The organism is Micromonospora coriariae (assembly GCF_900091455.1).
Classification (GTDB): Bacteria; Actinomycetota; Actinomycetes; order Mycobacteriales; family Micromonosporaceae; genus Micromonospora; species Micromonospora coriariae.
In genome coordinates this window covers 1167480-1187139 of sequence record NZ_LT607412.1, presented here as the reverse complement: position 1 = coordinate 1187139, position 19660 = coordinate 1167480, and the positions used below count along the sequence as shown (strand labels likewise).

At 74.0% G+C, this 19660-nt stretch carries 16 protein-coding genes and 1 riboswitch; of the genes, 10 read left to right on the top strand and 6 right to left on the bottom strand.

What is annotated here, in order from left to right; translation table 11 throughout:
• Positions 1-2 precede the first annotated feature (2 nt).
• Both dapA and GA0070607_RS05485 read left to right on the top strand, forming a co-directional pair.
• Positions 3-929, top strand: a complete 927-nt coding sequence (gene dapA, locus GA0070607_RS05490; RefSeq protein ID WP_089017194.1) for a 4-hydroxy-tetrahydrodipicolinate synthase — start codon at positions 3-5, stop codon at positions 927-929.
• Between the two features lie 52 nt (positions 930-981).
• Entirely contained in the window at positions 982-2670 is a 1689-nt protein-coding gene (locus tag GA0070607_RS05485; protein ID WP_089017193.1) for a ribonuclease J, read from the top strand.
• A 56-nt stretch (positions 2671-2726) separates the two neighbouring features.
• Here GA0070607_RS05485 and GA0070607_RS05480 read toward each other — a convergent pair whose 3' ends face one another.
• Together GA0070607_RS05480 and GA0070607_RS05475 are read right to left on the bottom strand one after the other, a co-directional pair.
• Complete coding sequence (locus GA0070607_RS05480) at positions 2727-4367, bottom strand: type III secretion system chaperone family protein (protein WP_089017192.1); 1641 nt, start codon at positions 4365-4367, stop codon at positions 2727-2729.
• Positions 4364-4843 carry a type III secretion system chaperone family protein gene (locus tag GA0070607_RS05475; protein WP_089017191.1) on the bottom strand — a complete coding sequence of 160 codons (480 nt, stop codon included), beginning with the start codon at positions 4841-4843 and terminating at the stop codon, positions 4364-4366. Before GA0070607_RS05475 ends, GA0070607_RS05480 begins: the two co-directional genes overlap by 4 nt.
• A gap of 287 nt (positions 4844-5130) precedes the next feature.
• Between GA0070607_RS05475 and GA0070607_RS05470 the strand changes: the two genes are divergently transcribed.
• Positions 5131-7413 (top strand): FtsK/SpoIIIE family DNA translocase, encoded by a 2283-nt coding sequence (locus GA0070607_RS05470; RefSeq protein WP_231930863.1) that lies wholly within the window; start codon positions 5131-5133, stop codon positions 7411-7413.
• 53 nt (positions 7414-7466) lie between these two features.
• Here the strand turns inward: GA0070607_RS05470 and GA0070607_RS05465 are convergent, their stop codons facing one another.
• The gene (locus GA0070607_RS05465) at positions 7467-7712 is read right to left on the bottom strand and encodes a hypothetical protein (RefSeq protein WP_089017189.1); all 246 of its coding nucleotides are present in this window, start codon (positions 7710-7712) and stop codon (positions 7467-7469) included.
• A gap of 91 nt (positions 7713-7803) precedes the next feature.
• A complete protein-coding gene (locus tag GA0070607_RS05460; RefSeq protein ID WP_089017188.1) occupies positions 7804-8118 on the bottom strand; it encodes a DMT family transporter in 315 nt (104 codons plus the stop codon).
• Between the two features lie 61 nt (positions 8119-8179).
• Positions 8180-8246, bottom strand: a riboswitch (guanidine-III (ykkC-III) riboswitch).
• Positions 8247-8362: 116 nt separating this feature from the next.
• Here GA0070607_RS05460 and GA0070607_RS05455 point away from each other — a divergent pair.
• From GA0070607_RS05455 to pspM, 7 genes are all read left to right on the top strand, one after another.
• Positions 8363-9286 (top strand): ornithine cyclodeaminase family protein, encoded by a 924-nt coding sequence (locus GA0070607_RS05455; protein ID WP_089021676.1) that lies wholly within the window; start codon positions 8363-8365, stop codon positions 9284-9286.
• 77 nt (positions 9287-9363) lie between these two features.
• A complete protein-coding gene (gene rimO, locus GA0070607_RS05450) occupies positions 9364-10899 on the top strand; it encodes a 30S ribosomal protein S12 methylthiotransferase RimO (RefSeq protein WP_231930862.1) in 1536 nt (511 codons plus the stop codon).
• Between the two features lie 77 nt (positions 10900-10976).
• A complete protein-coding gene (pgsA, locus tag GA0070607_RS05445; protein ID WP_089017187.1) occupies positions 10977-11567 on the top strand; it encodes a CDP-diacylglycerol--glycerol-3-phosphate 3-phosphatidyltransferase in 591 nt (196 codons plus the stop codon).
• A 199-nt stretch (positions 11568-11766) separates the two neighbouring features.
• Positions 11767-12366 carry a CinA family protein gene (locus GA0070607_RS05435; protein ID WP_089017186.1) on the top strand — a complete coding sequence of 200 codons (600 nt, stop codon included), beginning with the start codon at positions 11767-11769 and terminating at the stop codon, positions 12364-12366.
• Positions 12367-12518: 152 nt separating this feature from the next.
• Positions 12519-12977, top strand: a complete 459-nt coding sequence (locus tag GA0070607_RS05430; protein ID WP_089017185.1) for a helix-turn-helix domain-containing protein — start codon at positions 12519-12521, stop codon at positions 12975-12977.
• 200 nt (positions 12978-13177) lie between these two features.
• Complete coding sequence (locus GA0070607_RS05425) at positions 13178-14059, top strand: PspA/IM30 family protein (RefSeq protein ID WP_089017184.1); 882 nt, start codon at positions 13178-13180, stop codon at positions 14057-14059.
• A gap of 23 nt (positions 14060-14082) precedes the next feature.
• Entirely contained in the window at positions 14083-14868 is a 786-nt protein-coding gene (gene pspM / locus GA0070607_RS05420) for a phage shock envelope stress response protein PspM (protein ID WP_089017183.1), read from the top strand.
• A 42-nt stretch (positions 14869-14910) separates the two neighbouring features.
• Here pspM and GA0070607_RS05415 read toward each other — a convergent pair whose 3' ends face one another.
• On the bottom strand, positions 14911-18597 hold the full coding sequence (locus GA0070607_RS05415) for a hypothetical protein (RefSeq protein WP_089017182.1): 3687 nt from the start codon (positions 18595-18597) through the stop codon (positions 14911-14913).
• 169 nt (positions 18598-18766) lie between these two features.
• Positions 18767-19594 (bottom strand): DNA-formamidopyrimidine glycosylase family protein, encoded by an 828-nt coding sequence (locus GA0070607_RS05410; RefSeq protein WP_089017181.1) that lies wholly within the window; start codon positions 19592-19594, stop codon positions 18767-18769.
• Positions 19595-19660: the final 66 nt, after the last annotated feature.

Below are 19660 nucleotides of genomic sequence, written 5' to 3'. Positions count from 1 at the left end.
GTATGACGCACGACCGCCCTGCCACCGCTGCCCGACCGGTGTCCCGCCCCTTCGGGCGGCTGCTCACGGCCATGGTGAGCCCGTTCACCCCCGACGGTTCGCTCGACCTCGACGGCGCCGCCAGGCTGGCGGTCCACCTGGTCGACGAGCAGGGCAACGACGGGCTGGTGGTCAACGGCACCACCGGTGAGTCGCCGACCACCACCGACGCGGAGAAGGAGCGCCTGATCCGGGCCGTGACGGAGGCCGTCGGTGACCGCGCCAAGGTGGTCGCCGGCGTCGGCACCAACGACACCCGGCACACCATCGAGCTGGCCGCCGCCGCCGAGAAGGCGGGTGCGCACGGCCTGCTGGTGGTCACCCCGTACTACAACAAGCCGCCGCAGAGCGGGCTGCTGCGGCACTTCACGGCGGTGGCCGACGCGACCGGCCTGCCCGTGATGCTGTACGACATCCCGCACCGCGCCGGCGTGCCCATCGAGACCGAGACGCTGGTCCGGCTCGCCGAGCACGCCCGGATCGTCGCGGTGAAGGACGCCAAGGGTGACCTGACCGCCACCAGCTGGGTGACCAGCCGGACGGCCCTCGCCTTCTACAGCGGCGAGGACGCGCTCACCCTGCCGGCGCTGGCCGTCGGCGGCGTTGGCCTGGTCGGCACCTCCACGCACTTCACCGGGGCGCTGACCGCACAGATGATCGAGGCGTACGACGCGGGGGACATGCCGACCGCGCTGACCCTGCACCGGCGGCTGCTGCCACTGTTCACCGGCATCTTCCGCACCCAGGGCACCATCCTGGTCAAGGCGGGCCTGGCGTCGCTGGGCCTGCCGGCCGGCCCGGTGCGACCCCCGCTGGTGGACGCCACCGACGACGAGATCGCCCAGCTGCGCGCGGACTTCGCGGCAGCGGGCCTGGAGCTGCCCGAATGATCGAACGACACGATGGGCGCCGAGTGACGGCGTCGCAGAATGAGGTGAACGCGTGACCGAGGCGCACATCGAGGCGGAACTGCCCCCGCCGCTGCCGGAAGGTGGCCTGCGGATCATCCCGCTCGGCGGGCTCGGCGCCATCGGTCGGAACATGACCGTCTTCGAATACGACGGCAAGTTGCTGATCGTCGACTGCGGGGTGCTCTTCCCCGACGTCGAGCAACCGGGTGTGGACCTGATCCTGCCCGACTTCGGCCCGATCCTGGACCGGCTCGCCGACGTCCAGGCGATCGTGCTGACCCACGGTCACGAGGACCACATCGGCGCGGTGCCCTACCTGCTCGCCCACAAGCCGGACATCCCGCTGGTCGGCTCACAGTTCACCCTCGCCCTGGTCGAGGCGAAGCTGGCCGAGCGGCGGATCCAGCCGTACACGCTGACCGTGCGGGAGGGCGGCAAGGAACGGCTCGGCCCGTTCGAGTGCGAGTTCTTCGCGGTCAACCACTCGATCCCGGACGCCCTGGCCGTCGCCATCCGTACCCCGGCCGGCCTGGTGCTGCACACCGGCGACTTCAAGATGGACCAGCTCCCGCTGGACGGCCGGATCACCGACCTGGCCGGCTTCGCCCGGCTCGGCGCCGAGGGCGTCGACCTGCTGCTGTCCGACTCCACAAACGCGGAGATCCCCGGCTTCGTCACCCCGGAGCGGGAGATCGGGCCGGTGCTCGACTCGATCTTCGCGAAGGCGAAGGGCCGGATCATCGTGGCCTCGTTCGCCTCGCACGTGCACCGGGTGCAGCAGGTCTTCGACTCCGCCGCGGAGCACGGCCGCAAGGTGGCGCTGATCGGTCGGTCGATGGTCCGCAACATGGGCATCGCCCGGGACCTCGGCCTGCTCAACATCCCGGCCGGCCTGGTCATCGGGATCGAGGAGGCGACCACGCTGCCGCCCGAGCAGATCGTGCTGATGTCCACCGGGTCGCAGGGCGAGCCGATGAGCGCGCTGGGCCGGATGGCCAGCGGCGACCACCGGCACATCACCATCGCCCCCGGCGACACCGTCGTGCTGGCCTCCTCGCTCGTGCCGGGCAACGAGACCTCGGTCTACCGGGTGATCAACCGGCTGGCCCGGGCCGGCGCGGTGGTCGTGCACAAGGACGTGGCCAAGGTGCACGTCTCCGGGCACGCCCCGGCCGGTGAACTGCTCTACCTGCTCAACGTGGTCCGGCCCAGCAACCTGATGCCGGTGCACGGCGAGTGGCGCCACCTGCGTGCGCACGCCCGCCTCGGCGTCGAGTCCGGGGTGGCCGCCGACCGGGTGGTGCTCTGCGAGGACGGCGACGTGGTCGACCTGGTCGAGGGTCGCGCCACACTGGTCGGTCACGTGAAGAGCAGGTACGTGTACGTCGACGGCCTCGCGGTCGGCGACGTCAGCGAGTCCCTGCTCACCGAGCGACGGATCCTCGGCGACGGCGGCTTCATCGCCACCACGGTGGTCGTCGACTCGGTAACCGGCAAGGTGGTCGCCGGCCCGACCCTGTCCGCGAAGGGTTTCTCCGAGGACCCGGAGGCGTTCAACCCGGTGATCCCGCTGGTCACCGAGGCCCTCAACCGGGCCGCCGCGGACGGCATCACCGACCCGCACCAGCTCCAACAGATCGTCCGGCGGACCGTGGGGCGGTGGGTCAACGACGCGTACCGTCGTCGGCCGATGATCGTGCCCACCGTCGTCGAGGTCTGACACCGCGCGTCGCGACGCCCGCCCGCACCCCGTGTGCCGGCGGGCGTCGCCGTTGGTCAGGGCAGTGCGGCGACCGCCTCGGCGTACGCGACGCCGGTGGCGATCGCGGCGTCCACCAGCACCGTGAGCTGCGCCGGGGCGACCCCGTGCGCCAGGTCGGTGGCCACGTCGCCGGCCAGCACCAGCTCCTCGCCCAGGTCGTGCGCGTACGCCTTGGGTAGCAGCCGGTCGCGGTTCCACGCGTTGCAGAAGGCGTACGCCTCGGCGCGTCGCGCGGCCGGCAGTCGGCGGACGGCCATCGCCCGGGCGTGCAGCACCTCGCCCCTCTCGCCCGCCCGACGGAACTGGATCACCGCGGCACCCCACCGGCCGACCACCGTGCCGCCCTCGTCCACCAGGTACTGGTCGCCGCGCCGGTCCAGCGCCCCGGTGATCATGTCGACGGTCAGCGCCACCAGCTCACCCTCACCCAGCCCGTCACCGGCACCCTCAACGGGCTCGTCGTCGGCGGGCAGCGGGACCGGTTCGGCGAGCGGCCGCTCGGCCAGCCAGGCAGCCATCCGGCCGGAGTGGTGGCCGGTGCCGTTGCGGGCGTCGAAGCTGCCGGCCAGCTCAGTGGCGACCCCGAGCAGCAGCGTGCCGAGGCTGGCCACGTCCGGGTCGGTGGCCGGCCGGCCACCGTACGCCGGGCGGTGCACCGTCCGCCCGCCCAGGCCGGCCTGCACGGCCAGCCCGCAGACCAGGGCACCCGCGGCGGCGAACTCCATCGCGGCGAGGTCGTCGGTGGGCTGGTCCAACCGGGGCAGCTGTTCGGCCAGGACGTCCAGCCCGCGTTCCAGGTGCCCGCCCAGCGCGCAGAACCGCAGATGCGCGGCGAGGTGCCCGAACGCCGCGCGTTCGCGCCGGTGCCGCCGGTACGCCCGCACGTGTGCCGCCGCGGCCCGCTCCGGCCCGCCGGCCCGCAGCTCGGGCAGCAGCCCCGCGACCAGCGCCCGCTCGGGTTGGTCGGTGCATTCCTCCGGCTCGTCGGCGCCCTCCCGCAGCTCGGCGAGCGCGGCCCGCCACTCGCCCCAGCCGGCGAGCAGCTCCGCGCGCCGGGCCGGGGCGCAGCCCGGGCAACCGCCGGTCGGCCCGGGACGCGTCCCCGCCCAGCGCTGGTACCAGTGGCGGGCGGTGGGCTCGTCGCCGAGGTGATCGGCGATCCGGCAGCGCAGCTCCGCGACGGTCGACGCGTCCGGGCCGTCCGCGCCGACCCGATGGGCCAGGTCGTCCAGGAGGGACCGGGTCTGGTCCAGCCCGACCCGGGGGGTGCCGAGCAGCGCCTCCACCGCGTACCGCTGGTAGCGCAGCAGCAGAGCGGCTTCGGCGTCGGCGAGCAGCTCGGGTCGGTGATCGGCGGCTGTCCGGCAGCGCCGTACCGGCTCGACCAGCCGCCACCGCTCCCCGTGCAGCAGGTACGCCTCGATCAGCGCGAAGCGGGCCTCGACCGAGGTCCGCGCGTCCCCGGCGGCGTCCGCCCGCTCGGCGAGCCGTTCCAGGGCCACCAGCCGGCCCGGCCCGTCGGGCAGGTCCCGGGCGTCGGTGAGCGCGGTCACCAGCGCCGGAACGCGACGGACGGCGACCCGGTTGGCGGGCCCGCTGCGCGCAGCGCCGGGATCGTCCGTCCGGCTGCTCGTCGACTCCTCCCGGCCGGTCATGCCGGCCCCGCACCGGGCAGCCGGCCGACCGCCACGGCGAGCTGGCAGCCGGCCGAGATGCCACAGTCGAGCAACTGGTCGAGCTGGTGCGCTGTCACTCCGCGTTCCAGGTCGGTGATCACCTCACCGCAGACCCGAGCACGGCCGCCGTCGTCGACGTGCACGAATGCCTTCGGCCAGAGCCGGTCGTGGTTCCAGGAGTTGCAGAAGGCGTACAGGGCGGGCACCTGCTCGATGGGGAAGGTCGGCGCGACCAGGGTGCGGACCTGGAGCAGCTCGCCGTCCCCGCCGAGGCGCAGGAACCAGATCAGGTTGTCGTCGAAGCGGCCCACCAGGTCGCCGTTGACGGCTCGACCGACCGGCCGGCCGCGCGCGGCGAGCACCGCCGCGACCAGTTCGCCGGTCAGCGGACGCAACGCGTCAGGGTGCCCGGCCAGCGGATCGTCCGGACCGTCCTCGAATCCCGGCGACGCCATTGGGCATCCCTTCTGAGGCGGATATCACGGCCGGCGGCGCGGTCCGTGCTGCGACGCGCGGACACGACCCGGAAAAGCGGCGATCTGCCGGGTCCCGCCGTTACCGTGACTCTATGGCGGGCCGTACCTCTCAGGCGAGCCGGCGACGCGGCGCGTCGCCGCGCGGTGGCACCAACAGTCGTGCCCGCCAACCGGCGAAGAAGACCCGGGCGCCGGTTCGGCGCCGCACCACGGCCTCCCGGCCCGGACCGGCCGTCTACGTGGGCCGAGCGATCGGTGCACTGTGGATGGGCCTCGCGCACGGCATGGGGTGGGCGGTGCGGGCCGCCGGCCGGCAGGCCGCCTCCGCCCGCGACCTCGACCCCGAGCACCGTCGCGACGGCGGTGGGCTGCTGCTGTTCGGCCTCGCCCTGCTCAGCGCCGTCGCGCTCTGGTTCTCCGGGGCGGGCCCGGTCGGCGCGCGGCTGGCCGACACCGTGCGGCTGTTCCTGGGCGCGATCTCCGTGGTCGTTCCGGTGCTGCTGATGATCGGGGCCTGGCGCCTGATGCGCCAGCCGGCCGATCCGGCACACCGGGGCCGGGGGCTGATCGGCTGGGGCTCACTGCTCGTCTCGACGGCCGCGCTGCTCCAGATCGGCCAGGACCCGGTCGACCCGGTGCAACGTGACTTCGCCGGCGGCCTGGTCGGCGCCGGCGTCGGCGGCCTGCTGGAGCGCGCGGTCACCGCGTGGGTCGCGGTGCCGCTGCTGATCCTGCTGCTGCTCTTCGGCCTGCTCGTGGTCACCGCGACGCCGATCAACAAGATTCCCGAGCGGTTGGGCCTGCTCGCGGGTGGGCTGGTCGCCTCGCCGGACGCCACCGAGGAGGAGACGGACGAGACGGTCGTCCGGCCGGCGCGTAAGCGACCCGCGAAGCGGATGCCGCCGCCGGTCGACCCGGACGACTTCGACGACCTGGACGGCGCCGACCTCCAGGAGACGATGGTCCTGCCGCGCAAGGCCCCGGCGAAGGTGCCGGCCAGCCGCAAGCCGGCCGAGCCGCCGGAACACTCGCCCGCGCCAACGCGTGCCGAGCAGCTCGCGTTGACCGGGCTGGCCGGCGACTACGTCCTGCCGCCGGCCAACATGCTCAGCGCCGGCGCCGCCGCGAAGACCCGCAGCAAGGCCAACGACGAGGTGATCGCCGCGCTGACCGGGGTGTTCGACCAGTTCGACGTGGACGCCGCGGTCACCGGCTTCACCCGGGGCCCGACGGTCACCCGGTACGAAGTGGAGCTGGGGCACGGCGTCAAGGTCGAACGCATCACCCAGCTCTCCCGCAACATCGCCTACGCGGTGAAGTCGCCGGACGTACGCATCCTCAGCCCGATCCCGGGCAAGAGCGCCGTCGGCGTGGAGATCCCCAACACCGACCCGGAGAACGTCGCGCTCGGCGACGTGCTGCGCTCGCGGGCGGCGACCAGCGACCACCACCCGATGGTCGTGGCGCTCGGCAAGGACATCGAGGGTGGCTACGTGGTGGCCAACCTCGCGAAGATGCCTCACATTCTCATTGCGGGCGCGACCGGCGCCGGCAAGTCGTCATGCCTGAACACCCTGCTGGTGTCCGTACTCACCCGGGCCACTCCGGATGAGGTGCGGCTACTGCTGATCGACCCGAAGCGGGTCGAGATGACCGGCTACGAGGGCATCCCGCACCTGGTCACGCCCATCGTGACCAACGCGAAGAAGGCCGCCGACTCGCTGGACTGGGTGGTCCGCGAGATGGACATGCGCTACGACGACCTCGCGGCCAACGGGGTCCGGCACATCGACGACTTCAACCGCAAGGTACGCAACGGCGAGATCAAGGCCCCGCCGGGCAGCGAACGGGAGATGCGCCCGTACCCGTACCTGCTGGTGATCGTGGACGAGCTGGCCGACCTGATGATGGTCGCGCCGCGCGACGTGGAGGACTCGGTCGTCCGGATCACCCAGCTGGCCCGGGCGGCCGGCATCCACCTGGTGCTGGCCACCCAGCGCCCCTCGGTCGACGTGGTGACCGGCCTGATCAAGGCGAACGTGCCGTCCCGGCTGGCGTTCGCCACCTCCTCCCTCGCGGACTCGCGGGTCATCCTCGACCAGCCGGGCGCGGAGAAGCTGCTCGGCCGCGGTGACGGGTTGTTCCTGCCGATGGGCGCCTCCAAGCCGGTACGGATCCAGGGCGCCTGGGTCACCGAGCGCGAGATCGCCGACGTGGTGAAGTTCTGCAAGGACCAGCGCGAGCCGGAGTTCCGCAAGGACGTGCTGGCCCCCGCACAGGACACCAAGAAGAAGATCGACGAGGACATCGGCGACGACCTCGACCTGCTCACGCAGGCGGTCGAGCTGGTGGTCACCTCGCAGTTCGGCTCCACCTCCATGCTGCAGCGCAAGCTGCGGGTCGGCTTCGCCAAGGCGGGCCGGCTGATGGACCTGATGGAGACCCGCGGCGTGGTCGGGCCCTCGGAAGGCTCCAAGGCGCGCGACGTGCTGGTCAAGCCGGACGAGCTTGACGAGGTCCTCGCCGGCCTGCGCGGCGGCGGGGACTGACCGGCAACGCGACGGGCCCGCCGGTGTCCGGCGGGCCCGTGCTGGAGCAGTGGTCAGTTGTTGATCAGCGCGGAGAAGATCACCAGGCTGATCACCGCGGCGACGACGCTGGCCGCGGCGGCGTACCAGCCCAGCGGCTTGTCGCCGAGCACGGCGCCGACGATGCCCGCGATCACGCCGAGCACGCCGAAGATGATCGGGTTGAGCAACAGGGCGAGCACCGCGAAGACGAAGCCCACGATGGTGAGGATCCGGGCGGCGTTGCTGCGCGGGCGGGCGGTGCTGGGCATGTCGGCCATGTCTGCCTCCGGGTGAGAGCCTGTCGTGACGGATCGGTCTCTACCCACTGTGGGCGCTGCTCACGCGTGTCGGAGCCGCGCCGCGCGGTACTCAGTGGAAGATCTTCAGGCCGACCACGCCGGCCACCACCAGCAGGAGGCAGAGGATCCGGGGCAGGCTCGTCGACTCGCCGAGCCACAGCATCCCGACCAGGGCGGTGCCGACCGCGCCGATGCCGACCCAGACCGCGTACCCGGTGCCGACCGGGATCTCCCGCAGCGCGTACGCCAGCCCGCCCATGCTGAATGCCAGGGCCACCGCGAACACCAGCGACGGGACCAGCCGGCTGAAGCCGGCGCTGCGGTCCAGGGCGATCGCCCAGGCCGTCTCCAGCAGTCCCGAGATCACCAGTACCAGCCAGGCCATCGTTCACCTCACGAAGAGTGCCCGGGGCTCTCGCGCCCGGACGAGTCGAGTCTGCACGTCACGCGGGGCGTCTTGGCCTGACCGGGTACGCCCACCACTCGTCCGGGGCGGCCAGGACGACCGGGCCACCGGCACCGACGCTAACACCCGCCCCGGTCGGTGGGGGTGCGGTCCGTCGACGGCTCGGTGACCCCCGCCACCTCGCGTTGACCTGCACCTCACTTCAACTTGCAGTATGGCGGTCATGACCCTGCTCTACGCCGACCCCGAGGTCGCCGCCGTGCTGGACGCCGCCACCACGGTCGACGCCATGCGCGCCGCCCTGCTGGCCGCGTACGACGGGCGGCTGGTCGCCCCGCCCCGGGCCACCGCCCCGCTGAGCGGTGGGCGGATGGTGCTCACCGCCGGGCACCTGGTCGGCGAGTGGTACGGCTTCCGCTCGTACGACACCTTCGGCCATCCGCAGGGCGAGCAGCTGGTGGTGCTGCACGACGCCCACACCGGCGCGGTCCGGGCGGTCGCGGTCGGCGAGGAGCTGGGCTCCCGGCGTACCGGAGGGTTGGGTGGCGTGGCGGTCGACGCGCTGGCCCGACCGGACGCGGCCACCCTCGGTGTGATCGGCTCCGGTCGGCAGGCGTGGACGCAGGTCTGGGCCGCCGCCGCGGTCCGCCCACTGCGCGAGGTGGTGGTGCACAGCCGCTCCGCCGCCCGGCGGGACGCCTTCGCCGCCCGGGTCCGCGCCGAGTTGGGTGTGCCGGCCCGCGCGGTGGCCGACGCCGGCTCGGCGGTGACCGGACGGGACATGGTGGTGCTCGCCACCACCAGCCCGACCCCGGTGTTCCGCGCCGCCGACCTGAGCCCCGGCACGCACGTCAACGCGGTCGGCTTCAAGCAGCGCGATCGCAGCGAGTTCGGTGCCGACCTGCTGGACGTCGCCGACCTGCTGGTCACCGACTCGCCGGCCCAGGCGGCGGACTACCGGCCGCCGATGCTCGCCGCCACGCCCCCGTACGCCGGGCGGCTGCGCGACCTGGGGGGCATCCTGGCCGGCGCGGTCCCCGGCCGGACCACCGCGGACCAGGTCTCCGTCTTCTGCTGCACGGGTCTGGCCGGGACCGAGGTCTTCCTGCTCGACCGGCTGACCCGGGTGGGAGCCGCGACGCGCTGACCGGGGGCGGCGAATGGTCTCCCAGGCCAGGGCGCGCCCGCCTGCGTGGGCTTCCCCGGCCGGCCCGGTACCCTCGGATGGTGTCTGCCACCTCCCCTTCCAGCTCGGCGCGTCCGACGCCGCTGGAGCTGCCGTCCGCCGCCGAGGGCCGTCGCGTCGCCCTGCTCACCCTGGGCTGTGCCCGCAACGAGGTCGACTCGGAGGAGTTGGCCGCCCGGCTGCACGCCGACGGCTGGCAGGTGACCACGGACGGTGAGGGCGCCGACGTGGTGGTCGTGAACACGTGCGGCTTCGTGGAGAAGGCCAAGCAGGACTCCATCCAGACCCTGCTCGCGGCCGCCGAGACCGGCGCCAAGGTGGTCGCCGCCGGCTGCATGGCCGAGCGGTACGGCCGGGAGCTGGCCGACAGCCTGCCCGAGGCGCAGGCGGTGCTGAGCTTCGACGACTACCCGGACATCGCCGCCCGGCTGAGCGCTGTCGTCGCCGGTGAGCAGGTCACCGCGCACACCCCCCGGGACCGGCGGGAGCTGCTGCCGCTCACCCCGGTGAAGCGGCGCGACGCCGCGGTGTCGCTGCCCGGTCACGGCACTCCGACCCGTACGGCCGTCGACACCGACGAGCACACCCCGGCGCACCTGCGTCAGGTGCTGCGCCGCCGGCTGGACACCGGCCCGGTCGCCTCGCTGAAGCTGGCCAGCGGCTGCGACCGCCGCTGCGCGTTCTGCGCCATCCCGGCCTTCCGTGGGGCGTTCGTCTCGCGTACTCCGGACGAGCTGCTCGCCGAGGCGGAGTGGCTGGCCAAGTCCGGCGTCCGGGAGCTGGTGCTGGTCAGCGAGAACTCCACCTCGTACGGCAAGGACCTGGGCGACCCGCGCGCCCTGGAGAAGCTGCTGCCGCAGCTCGCCGCCGTGACCGGCATCGTCCGGGTGCGGGCGAGCTACCTCCAGCCGGCCGAGACCCGGCCCGGGCTGGTCGAGGCGATCGCCAACACCCCGGGCGTGGCCCCGTACTTCGACCTGTCGTTCCAGCACTCCAGCGAGCCGGTGCTGCGCCGCATGCGGCGTTTCGGCTCCACCGACCGGTTCCTGGAGCTGCTGGCGAGCGCCCGTGCCCTGGCCCCGGACGCGGGTGCCCGGAGCAACTTCATCGTCGGGTTCCCCGGCGAGACGCGCGCCGACGTCGACGAGCTGGTGCGGTTCCTGACCGAGGCCCGGCTCGACGCGATCGGCATGTTCGACTACAGCGACGAGGACGGCACCGAGGCCGCCGGCCTGCCCGGCAAGGTCTCCGCCGCCACGATCAAGCGACGGTACGACCGGCTCAGCGCGCTCGCCGACGAGCTCTGCTCGCAGCGGGCCGAGGACCGCCTCGGCAGATGCGTCGAGGTGCTTGTCGACACGATCGAGGACGGCGTGGTGGAGGGCCGGGCGGCGCACCAGGCGCCGGAGGTGGACGGCTCCACCACCCTGGTCGCCCCGGCCGAGGGTGGGGTCGACCTCTCCGCGCTGCGCCCGGGTGACCTGGTACGCGCAACGGTGACCGGCACTGAAGGGGTGGACCTGCTCGCCGTGCCGGATGAGATGATCTCGGCGGCGCCCGGCGCGGCACGGTGACGGCGGGCCCGAGCGGAGCGGGGGAGCCACGTGGTGCGGTACCGGGAACGCCACGGCGACCCGAGCGGGGTGCGGCGGTGACCGGGGCGACGGAGTCGACGCCACCCCGGGTGGTTCCCGGGGTGCCGGTGCTCAACGCCGCCAACGCGCTGACCGCGTTGCGGCTGGTGCTGGTGCCGGTCTTCGCCGCCTCGGTGATCGTGTCCGGGATGACCCACGCCGGCTGGCGGATGGCGGCCTGCCTGATCTTCGCGGTCGCCTCCGCGACCGACCTGGTGGACGGCTGGATCGCCCGCCGGTTCGGGCTGGTCACCTCGGTCGGCAAGGTGGCGGACCCGATCGCGGACAAGGCGCTCACCGGCGCCGCACTGGTGCTGCTCTCCTGGTACGACCGGCTGCCCTGGTGGGTGACCGCGCTGATCCTCGTCCGTGAGCTGGGGATCACCGGGATGCGGTTCTGGGTGATTCGGCACGGCGTGATCGCGGCCAGCCGAGGCGGCAAGATCAAAACTGCGCTCCAGATCCTGGCCATCGCCTGGTACCTCTGGCCGATGCCGGCCGCCCTCGCCTCCGTGGGTCCTTGGATCATGGGCGCCGCCGTCCTGGTCACCGTCGCCACCGGTTTCGACTACATAGCCCAGGCCCTCCGCCTCCGCCGCCCCCACTGACCCACCCCACCCCACCCCACCCCCCACCCCCCACCCCCCACCCCCCACCCCCACCCCGTCCCCGCCCCCCGGCCCCGCCCGCGGCCTGGTCGATCATGAAGTTGTTGCCGTCCGGCGTGGCGTGTCGGGGCGATAACTTCATGATCGACGGGACTGGTCGGGGAGGGTTGGGTGGGGATGGGTGGGGAAGGACGGGTGTATGGAGCAGGATGAGGGTCGGGAGCGTCCGGTGGGCAGCCCGGAGGTCGGTAGTCCGGCCGCGGGCGTGGTGCACAGCCTGTCGCTGAGGCACGAGACGCTGGCCACTGTCGAGTCACTCACCGGTGGGCTGCTCGCCGCCTCGATCGTGGAGATCGCCGGGGTCAGCGGCGTCTACCAGGGCGGGCTGGTGGTCTACGCCACCGAGTTGAAGTCCGAGCTGGCGGGCGTACCGGCCGAGCTGCTGGCCGAGCGGGGGCCGGTCGACCCGGACGTGGCGGCGGCGCTCGCCGAGGGTGGCCGGCAGCGCTGCGGCGCGGACTGGGGGCTCGCCACCACCGGGGTCGCCGGTCCCGAGCCGCAGGACGGCAAGCCGGTCGGCCTGGTCTACGTCGCGGTCGCCGGCCCGGACGGTGGTGAGGTGCGCCAGCTCGACCTGGACGGCGGCCGGGACCACGTCCGCTCGGCGGCGGTGACCGAGGCGTTGCGGCTGCTCGCCGAGCGGATCCACGCCGCCGACGCCGCCGACGCGGACGCCGCGGAGGCGGCGGGGACCGGCAGCGCCGCCGGGACGGGTACGGCCGGGGCCGGGCGACGGTGAGCCGCCCCGGACGAACCGACGGGCGGGGCGGGATGTCGCCCGGGCCCACACCGGGTACGGTTGCGGGAAGGCTTCGGCGCTCGGGGCCGGCGCGGTCCGCCGCGACCGACTGCGGAGCGCCGAGCGAGAGGTATCCCTCAGGGGGAGGTGCGATGGTCCTGCTACGCCGGGTGATCGGTGACGCACTGCGGGCGCGCCGGCAGGGGCAGCAGCGCACCCTGCGCGAGGTGTCCACCGCCGCCAACGTCAGCCTTGGTTACCTCTCCGAGATCGAGCGCGGGCACAAGGAACCGTCCAGCGAGCTGCTCGCCGCCATCTGCGACGCGCTCGGCGCCCGCCTGTCCGAGCTGCTGCGCGAGGTCAGCGACACAGTGGCGCTGGCCGAGCAGATGCCCGGGGTGCTGGTCCCGATGCAGGACGAGTCGGCCGAGGCCGTGCCCGTCGGCGCCGCCCCCGCGGTTCGCAGGAACACCAACCGGGGCGTTCGCCAGGTCACCTCCGACGGCAAGGTGGCCGTCTCGGTCCGCCAGGAATCGCCGCTCAAGGCCACGCTGCGCAGCACCCGGGTCCGCCCCACCGAGCGCGACCGGGACGTGGTCTGCGCCGCCTGAGCCCGTCCTTCCGGTTGACCATGGGCGAGTTGGCCCCGGCCGCGTAGGGTGGCCGGCAGGAGCCGCCGGTGCCGTCGACCGCCCGGTACGGATGCCTCGTTGGCGTCCGGCTGGGACGATGGAGACCGGCCGGGTCGTGGTCGGCCGGTCGATCCGGCCGGGCCACGGTGGAGCGACGCTACTGAGGGGATACGGCGGAGATGGCGAACCCGTTCGTCAAGGGCTGGAACTACCTGATGGCGCTCTTCGGTGCCAAGATCGACGAGCACGCCGATCCCAAGGTGCAGATCCAGCAGGCCATCGAGGATGCCCAGCGCCAGCACCAGGCGCTGGTTCAGCAGGCTGCCGCGGTGATCGGCAACCAGCGTCAGCTGGAGATGAAGCTGTCCCGGCAGATGTCCGAGGTCGAGCGGTTGCAGGGCAACGCCCGCCAGGCCCTGGTGCTCGCCGACCAGGCACGGGCCAAGGGTGACGAGGCCGAGGCCGGGCGGTTCGAGCAGTCCGCGCAGACCCTGGCCACCCAGCTGGTCTCCGCCGAGCAGGCCACCGAGGACCTGAAGACCCTGCACGACCAGGCGCTGGGCGCCGCCGCGCAGGCCCGCCGTGCGGTGGAGAACAACTCGATGATCCTTCAGCAGAAGCTCGCCGAGCGCACCAAGCTGCTCAGCCAGCTGGAGCAGGCCAAGATGCAGGAGACGGTGGCCCGCTCGCTGGAGTCGATGTCGTCGCTGACCGCACCCGGCACCACCCCGTCCCTGGACGAGGTCCGCGACCGCATCGAGCGGCGGTACGCCAACGCGATGGGCCGCGCGGAGCTGGCCGGCAACTCGGTCGAGGGCCGGATGTTGGAGATCCAGAAGGCGACCATCGACTCGGCCGGCTCGGCGCGGCTGGAGCAGATCCGATCCAGCATGGCCGGGGAACAGCTCGGCGGCGCGGCGCAGCGGCCGGCCGTGCCGCAGGGCGAGACGACCGGCGCGGCAGGTCCGGCCAGCGACCCGGCCGCCGCTGCCCGGCTGGACGAGCTCCGGGCCAGCATGGCCCGTGAACGGGGCACCGGCGACCCGACCGCCGCCGGCTGAACGACCGGTCCGAGGAGGTCAGAGTGGCAGACGAGCGGACGCGGTACTTCCGTCAGCTGGGCCGGCTGCGCCGGTCCGCCCGGCGGTGGAGCGTGCTGGCCGGTGGGCTCGGCGGCGCTGCGGCCGTGCTGACCCCGTACGCCGGTCTCGGTCTGCCCGACGCGGCCTGGGCCGGCGCCGCGGGCGGTGCGCTGGCGCTGGCCGCCTGGCGCTGGGTCGACCTGCGTGCGTTGGCCGCCCGGCCGGCGCCCCCCGCGTTGGACCCGGCCGAGGCCGCGGCCCGTTCGCGGGCCCGGCTGGTCGCCGCGGTCGAGCGGCTGCCGGTCGGTTCGGGAGTGCTGGCCGAGGTACGCCGGGTCCGCAGCCGGGTCGCGCTGCGCGGCACCAGTGCCGGGCAGCAGTGGGCCCGCCTCGACCGGGCAGCCCTCACCCTGGCTGGAATGGCCACCCGGCTCACCGGGCTGGCCGAGCCGGCGGTGCTGGAGGCCGCCGCCGCCGACCGGTCGCTGCGTGACCTGGCCGCCCGGGTGGCGAGCGTCGAACGGGCGCTGCGGTTGGCCCCGGCCGACGCCCGGGCACCGCTGGCCGAGGCGCACGGCGCGTTGACCGCCCAGTTGGAGAGCGGGGTCGCGGCCTACGAGCGGCTGGTCGTCGCCGCCGCCGGTTACCTGGCCGAGGACGCCCGACCGGAGACCGCCCACCCGGCCGCCGCGCGGCTCACCGAGGCGACCGACCTGCTGCACGGCGTGGCCTCGGCGCTGGCCGAGCTGCGCGCGGTCGGCACCCCGCTGCGCGCACCCACCCGCTGAGCCCGTACACCCCGCTGACCCGGCGGCACGTGTGGCCCCAGGTCACGGCGGGGTGGTGACCGGGACCGGATCGGTGTACGGCGAGCTGCCCACGACGTTGAACGACCGGACCCGGTAGTGGTACGTCACACCTCGGGCCAGCCCGGTGTTGGTGAAGCCGCGACCCGTCACCGTGAAGGTGGCCACCTCCCGGCCAAAGGCCGGGTCCAGCGCCCGCTGCACGATGAACCCGGCCCCCGGGCCGGCCGGCGTGCTCGCCGACCAGGCCAGCACCACCGTCGCGGTGTCCGGCCCCGGCGCGCTGGCGGTGACACCGACTCCGCTCGGCGTGACAGGTGCGGGCGGGGTGCTCGCCGCGGCCACCGTGGACCAGGCCGACGCGGCACCCAGGTACGTGGTGCGCACCCGGTAGTAGTACGTGGTGTCCGGGGCGACCGTGACGTCCAGGTGGTTGTCACCGACCCCGATCGCGGTGGTGCCCGGGCCGCTGGTGAAGGTCGGGTTGGTGGCCCTCTGCACGTCGATGCCTGTGGCGAAGGAGCGGTTCGTCCAGCGCAGCGCCACCCGCAGCGGCGCGGCCGGCGGGATCGCCGCGGCCAGCCCGCTCGGCGCGGTCAGGTGCACCGAGGCGGGCACGCTGTTCGACCAGGACGAGTAGCTGACGGCGTTCTCCGCCCGGATCCGGTAGTGGTAGGTGACCCCGGGGGTGACCGTCGCGTCGGTGTAGCGGGTGGCGGTGGCCGCGACGGTGATGGTGGTGACCTCGCCGCCGAAGGTCGCGTCGGTGGCCCGTTGCAGCAGGTGGCTGGTGGCCGGCGGGCGACCGCCGTTGCCGGTCCAGGCCAGCGCGATCGCCGGTAGCGCGGTGGCCGAGCCCGGCACCGGTGTGGCGGTCAGCCCGGTCGGTGCCTTCGGCGCCACCCGCAGCACCAACGGCCGGTTCATCCCGAGATCGCGGTGGCCGGCGAGCTGGCTGTGCCAGCGGTACTCCCAGCCCAGGTTGACCAGTTGGTTCACCACCAGGGCGGGACGCCCGTCGGCCGGGCTGACCGGGGTCGAGCCGGTCCGCGTGCCGGCCCGGCGGCCCGGGTCGAGCAGTCGGACGCTGTCGCCCAGCTTGAAGGGCAGCGCCGGTGCGACCGGGCGGAGCGCCACCACCACGTCCTCCCGGGGGTTGACCCGGACGATCTCCTTCCAGCCCAGCTCGTTGCCGTGCGGAGGCCGGAGCGTGCCGTCCCAGCCGACCCGGTTGATCAGCTGCACGTCGCAGCCGCCGAAGCGCAGCGGCTCGGTCTGCCGCACGTTGCCGCTGATCCGCCAGAGTTGGGTCCCGTCGGTCGGTGCCCCGAGCGGCACGGCCGGATCGGCGGCGAAGAGCACCTCGGTGACGGGGTCGGTCGGACCGAGCGGCAGGGTCGCCGGAGTGAGCGGGCCGGCGTTCGGGTGCCCCACGCCGAGCCGGCCGGCCAGCCGGCCATGGTCGGGTTCGAAGACCTGCTGCGCGGCCTTCACCGCAACCGGCAGGGTGACCGGCCCGGTCGCGCCCGCCGGGGTGAAGGTGACCGTGGTGGCGTGCACCGGCACCGTCGTCTCCCGAGCGGTCCGGGTGCCGAACGCCGGGTCGTACGCCGGCTGCGGCACGATCGGCGGGCGCTGGCTCGCCGCGTACGCGAGGGGCAGCCGGCGGCGCAGCCGCGCCAGGTCGTACGTCGGGGCCGGCGCGCCGGTCACCCGGAACTGGAGCAGGGTGCGGGTGTTCGGGCCGTACCCTGGCTCGGTGGGGGGCGGGCCGCCCTCGGCGGTCCGGTCCGGCGCGTCGGTGTGCTGGTCGTAGCGCGGATCGAAGCCGGGCAGCGGTGCCGGGGCGTCGTTGTACAGGATCAGCGTGCTGCCCGGCGGTACGGCGGAGAAGTCGACGAGCACGTCGGCCCGCTCGCCTGGGGCGAGCAGCAGCGTGTGCCCGTCGACGTTCAGCACGGTCGGGTCGAGGCGGTCGTAGCGGTAGCCGATCGGCCGGTTCGGCAGCACGACCGGAGCCGGCAGCAGCCCGGCCTCGTTGCCGATCTGGATGAACGCCGGCCCGGCGGCGCGCGGGTCCGGCACCCCGCCGTCACGCCCGTCGGTCGGCCAGTCCGCCGGCCGGTCCGCGGCCCGCACGGCGGGCACCATCGGCACCTCACCGGCGTCGGCGTCGGCCAGCGCGCCGTCGTCCGTCCACATCGGGGAGTCCGAGCAGGCCCGGTAGAGCTGGAGGTTGAGGCTGCGGTCCAGGCAGGCGTTGAGGATCCGGAACCGGTACGCGCGCGGCCCCACCTCCAGGTACGGGTAGGCGACGCCGTTGACCAGCGGGGTGTCGCCGTACACCTCGGGCACCGCGGACGGGTGGGGCGTGCCGGGGCCCAGCGGTGGTTCGTCCGGCGCGCCGACCGGGTCGTGGTGCGGGTTCGGCACCGGGCCGGGCCCGGTCAGCGGCGGTCCGCCCGCGACGCCGTCCGCAGCCGGCCAGCCGTCCGCCGCGGGCCAGCCGTCGCCACGGGTGCCGTCCGGGGCGGTGCTGCGCGACCAGGGGCCGTAGTCCCACCGGCCGGTCGGGTTGCGCCCGCCGGACCGGTACGGGTTCTGCCGGGGCTGGTAGACGTGGGGATGCCAGAGGCTGCCCCGGGCGCCCCAGCGTTCCCGGTCCCAGGTCGGGTCCTCGGCGGCCAGTTGGGTGTCGTCCGGCACGAAGGTCTTGTCCTCGATCACCAGCGGCAGCTGGTCCGCCGGCAGCACCCCGTCCGCGATGAGCTGGTCCTCGGCCGGGTCGGTGAGCAGGTACGGCGCGAGCTGCCCACCGTAGACGGTGAGCCGGGCCAGGCCGAGGGTGTTGTCGTGGAACCACATCAGCCGGCCGCTCTGCTCGTTCGGGTAGTAGAGCGTGGTGGCGCCGGCCCCGGGCGGCGGCATGTCCGGCACGTGGGTCAGGCCCGTCCCGGTCGGGTACGGGGTGATCTCCCCGGCCGGGGTGATCCAATGCCCCGGGTTGCCGGCGCTCGTCCAGCCGGTCTGCGCTCCGGCCAGGTGCAGCACCGCCCGGTTCTGCGGGTACGGCGCCGGGCCGTCCAGCGGGCCACTGCCGGCCCCCTCGATCGTGTCGTCGACCGGCAGGAACAGCTCCCCGGCCCGGCCGGTGGGGAGTTGGTTGATGAACTTCACCCGGACCGGCCGGCCCCGACGGGCGATGATCATCGGCCCGAGGTGCCAGGGCCGCTCCGGTGGCGCCACCGTGTTGTGGCCCGACGCGTCGGTGCCCAGGTTCAGCTGCCGGTAGCCGCGCAGCCGGGTGGCCGGCAGGTCCCGGTGCAGCCGTTGGACGTACTCCTGCAGGCCGATCTCGTAGTAGTCGCAGCCCGGATAGCTGATCGTGTCGGGCACCGCCACCGGCAGGTATCCACCGAGGTCGCCGCGGCCCAGCTGACCCGGAATGGGCAGCACGTCGACGAACTTGCGCAGCCCGGTGCCCGGCACCGCGCGCCCGTGCGCATCGCGTGCCGGTCGGGGGCTGTGCGCGAAGTTCGGCACCGGGCCGAAGCAGTGCGGCACGACGGCCGGGTCGAGGCTGGGCGCCGGGGCGGCCTCCTCGGCGCTACGTGCGGCCGGCACGGACGCCACCCGTCCGTTGGCGTCGCCGTTGCTGTCGCGGGCGCTCCGCTCGAACCAGGTGGAGCGGAGTCTGCGGAACATCGTCATGGCTCTCCCCGGGGTCGGGGCACGAGGGTCGCCACCCCGGCGTGGCGACCTTGTCGGGCCCGGCACTCTGACGATCGGTGAGCACTCAACCGCAGCATGCGACTCCGACGGCCCGTTAGGAATTACCCAATCGTCCGTATCTGGGATGACCTCGGTCCCGGTGGGGTGGTCAGGCGGGCGGAGCGGGCTCCGGGCGCTCCGGTTGGCAGACCGGGCACCAGTAGGTGACGCGTTCGCCCAGCTCCTGCTTGCGGATCGGGGTGCCGCAGCGGCGGCATGGTTGGGCGCGGCGGCCGTACACGTAGCTGGTCTGCCCCCGGTGCAGCGAGCCGGTGGTGCTCTGCGTCCAGCGGCCCCGGTTGGCGGCGAGCAGCCGCTGCGCCAGCGCCACAGTGCCGGCCAGGTCGGGCACCGCACGCACCGGCGTCCACGGCGACACCCCGCGCAGGAAGAGCACCTCGCACTTGTAGAGGTTGCCCACGCCGGCCAGGTTGCGCTGGTCGAGCAGCGCTTCACCGATGGTCTGCTCCGGCTGGGCGGCGAGCCGGCGGACCGCCTCGGCCGGGTCCCAGTCGGGGCCGAGCAGGTCGGGGCCGAGGTGGCCGACCAGGCCGTCCTCCTCGGCCGTGGGCACCAGGGCCAGCTCGTGCAGGTGGTAGCCGACCGCGACCGCGCCGGGGCTGCGCAGCACCACCCGGATCAGGTGCGTCGGCCGGCCGCTCCAGCGTTCGCCCGGCGCGTACGCACGCCAGACGCCGTCCATCCGCAGGTGCGAGTGCAGCGTCCAGTGCGATCCGTCCAGCCCGGGCCCGCCGGCGGGGGCGGTGAGGCGGAGCAGCAGGTGCTTGCCCCGGCTGGCCGACTCGCGGACGGTCCAACCGGTGAGGTCCGTGGTGGCCAGCTGGGGCACCCGGAAGTCACTGCCGGTGAGACGCGCGCCAGCCAGCGCGCGGTGCAGCACGCGCGCGGTGTTCCAGACGGTGTCGCCTTCGGGCACCCCGCCATCATCCCTCCGTCGAGCAAGATTCGCATGTGTCGCCATTTGTACTCAGGTTCCTCATGA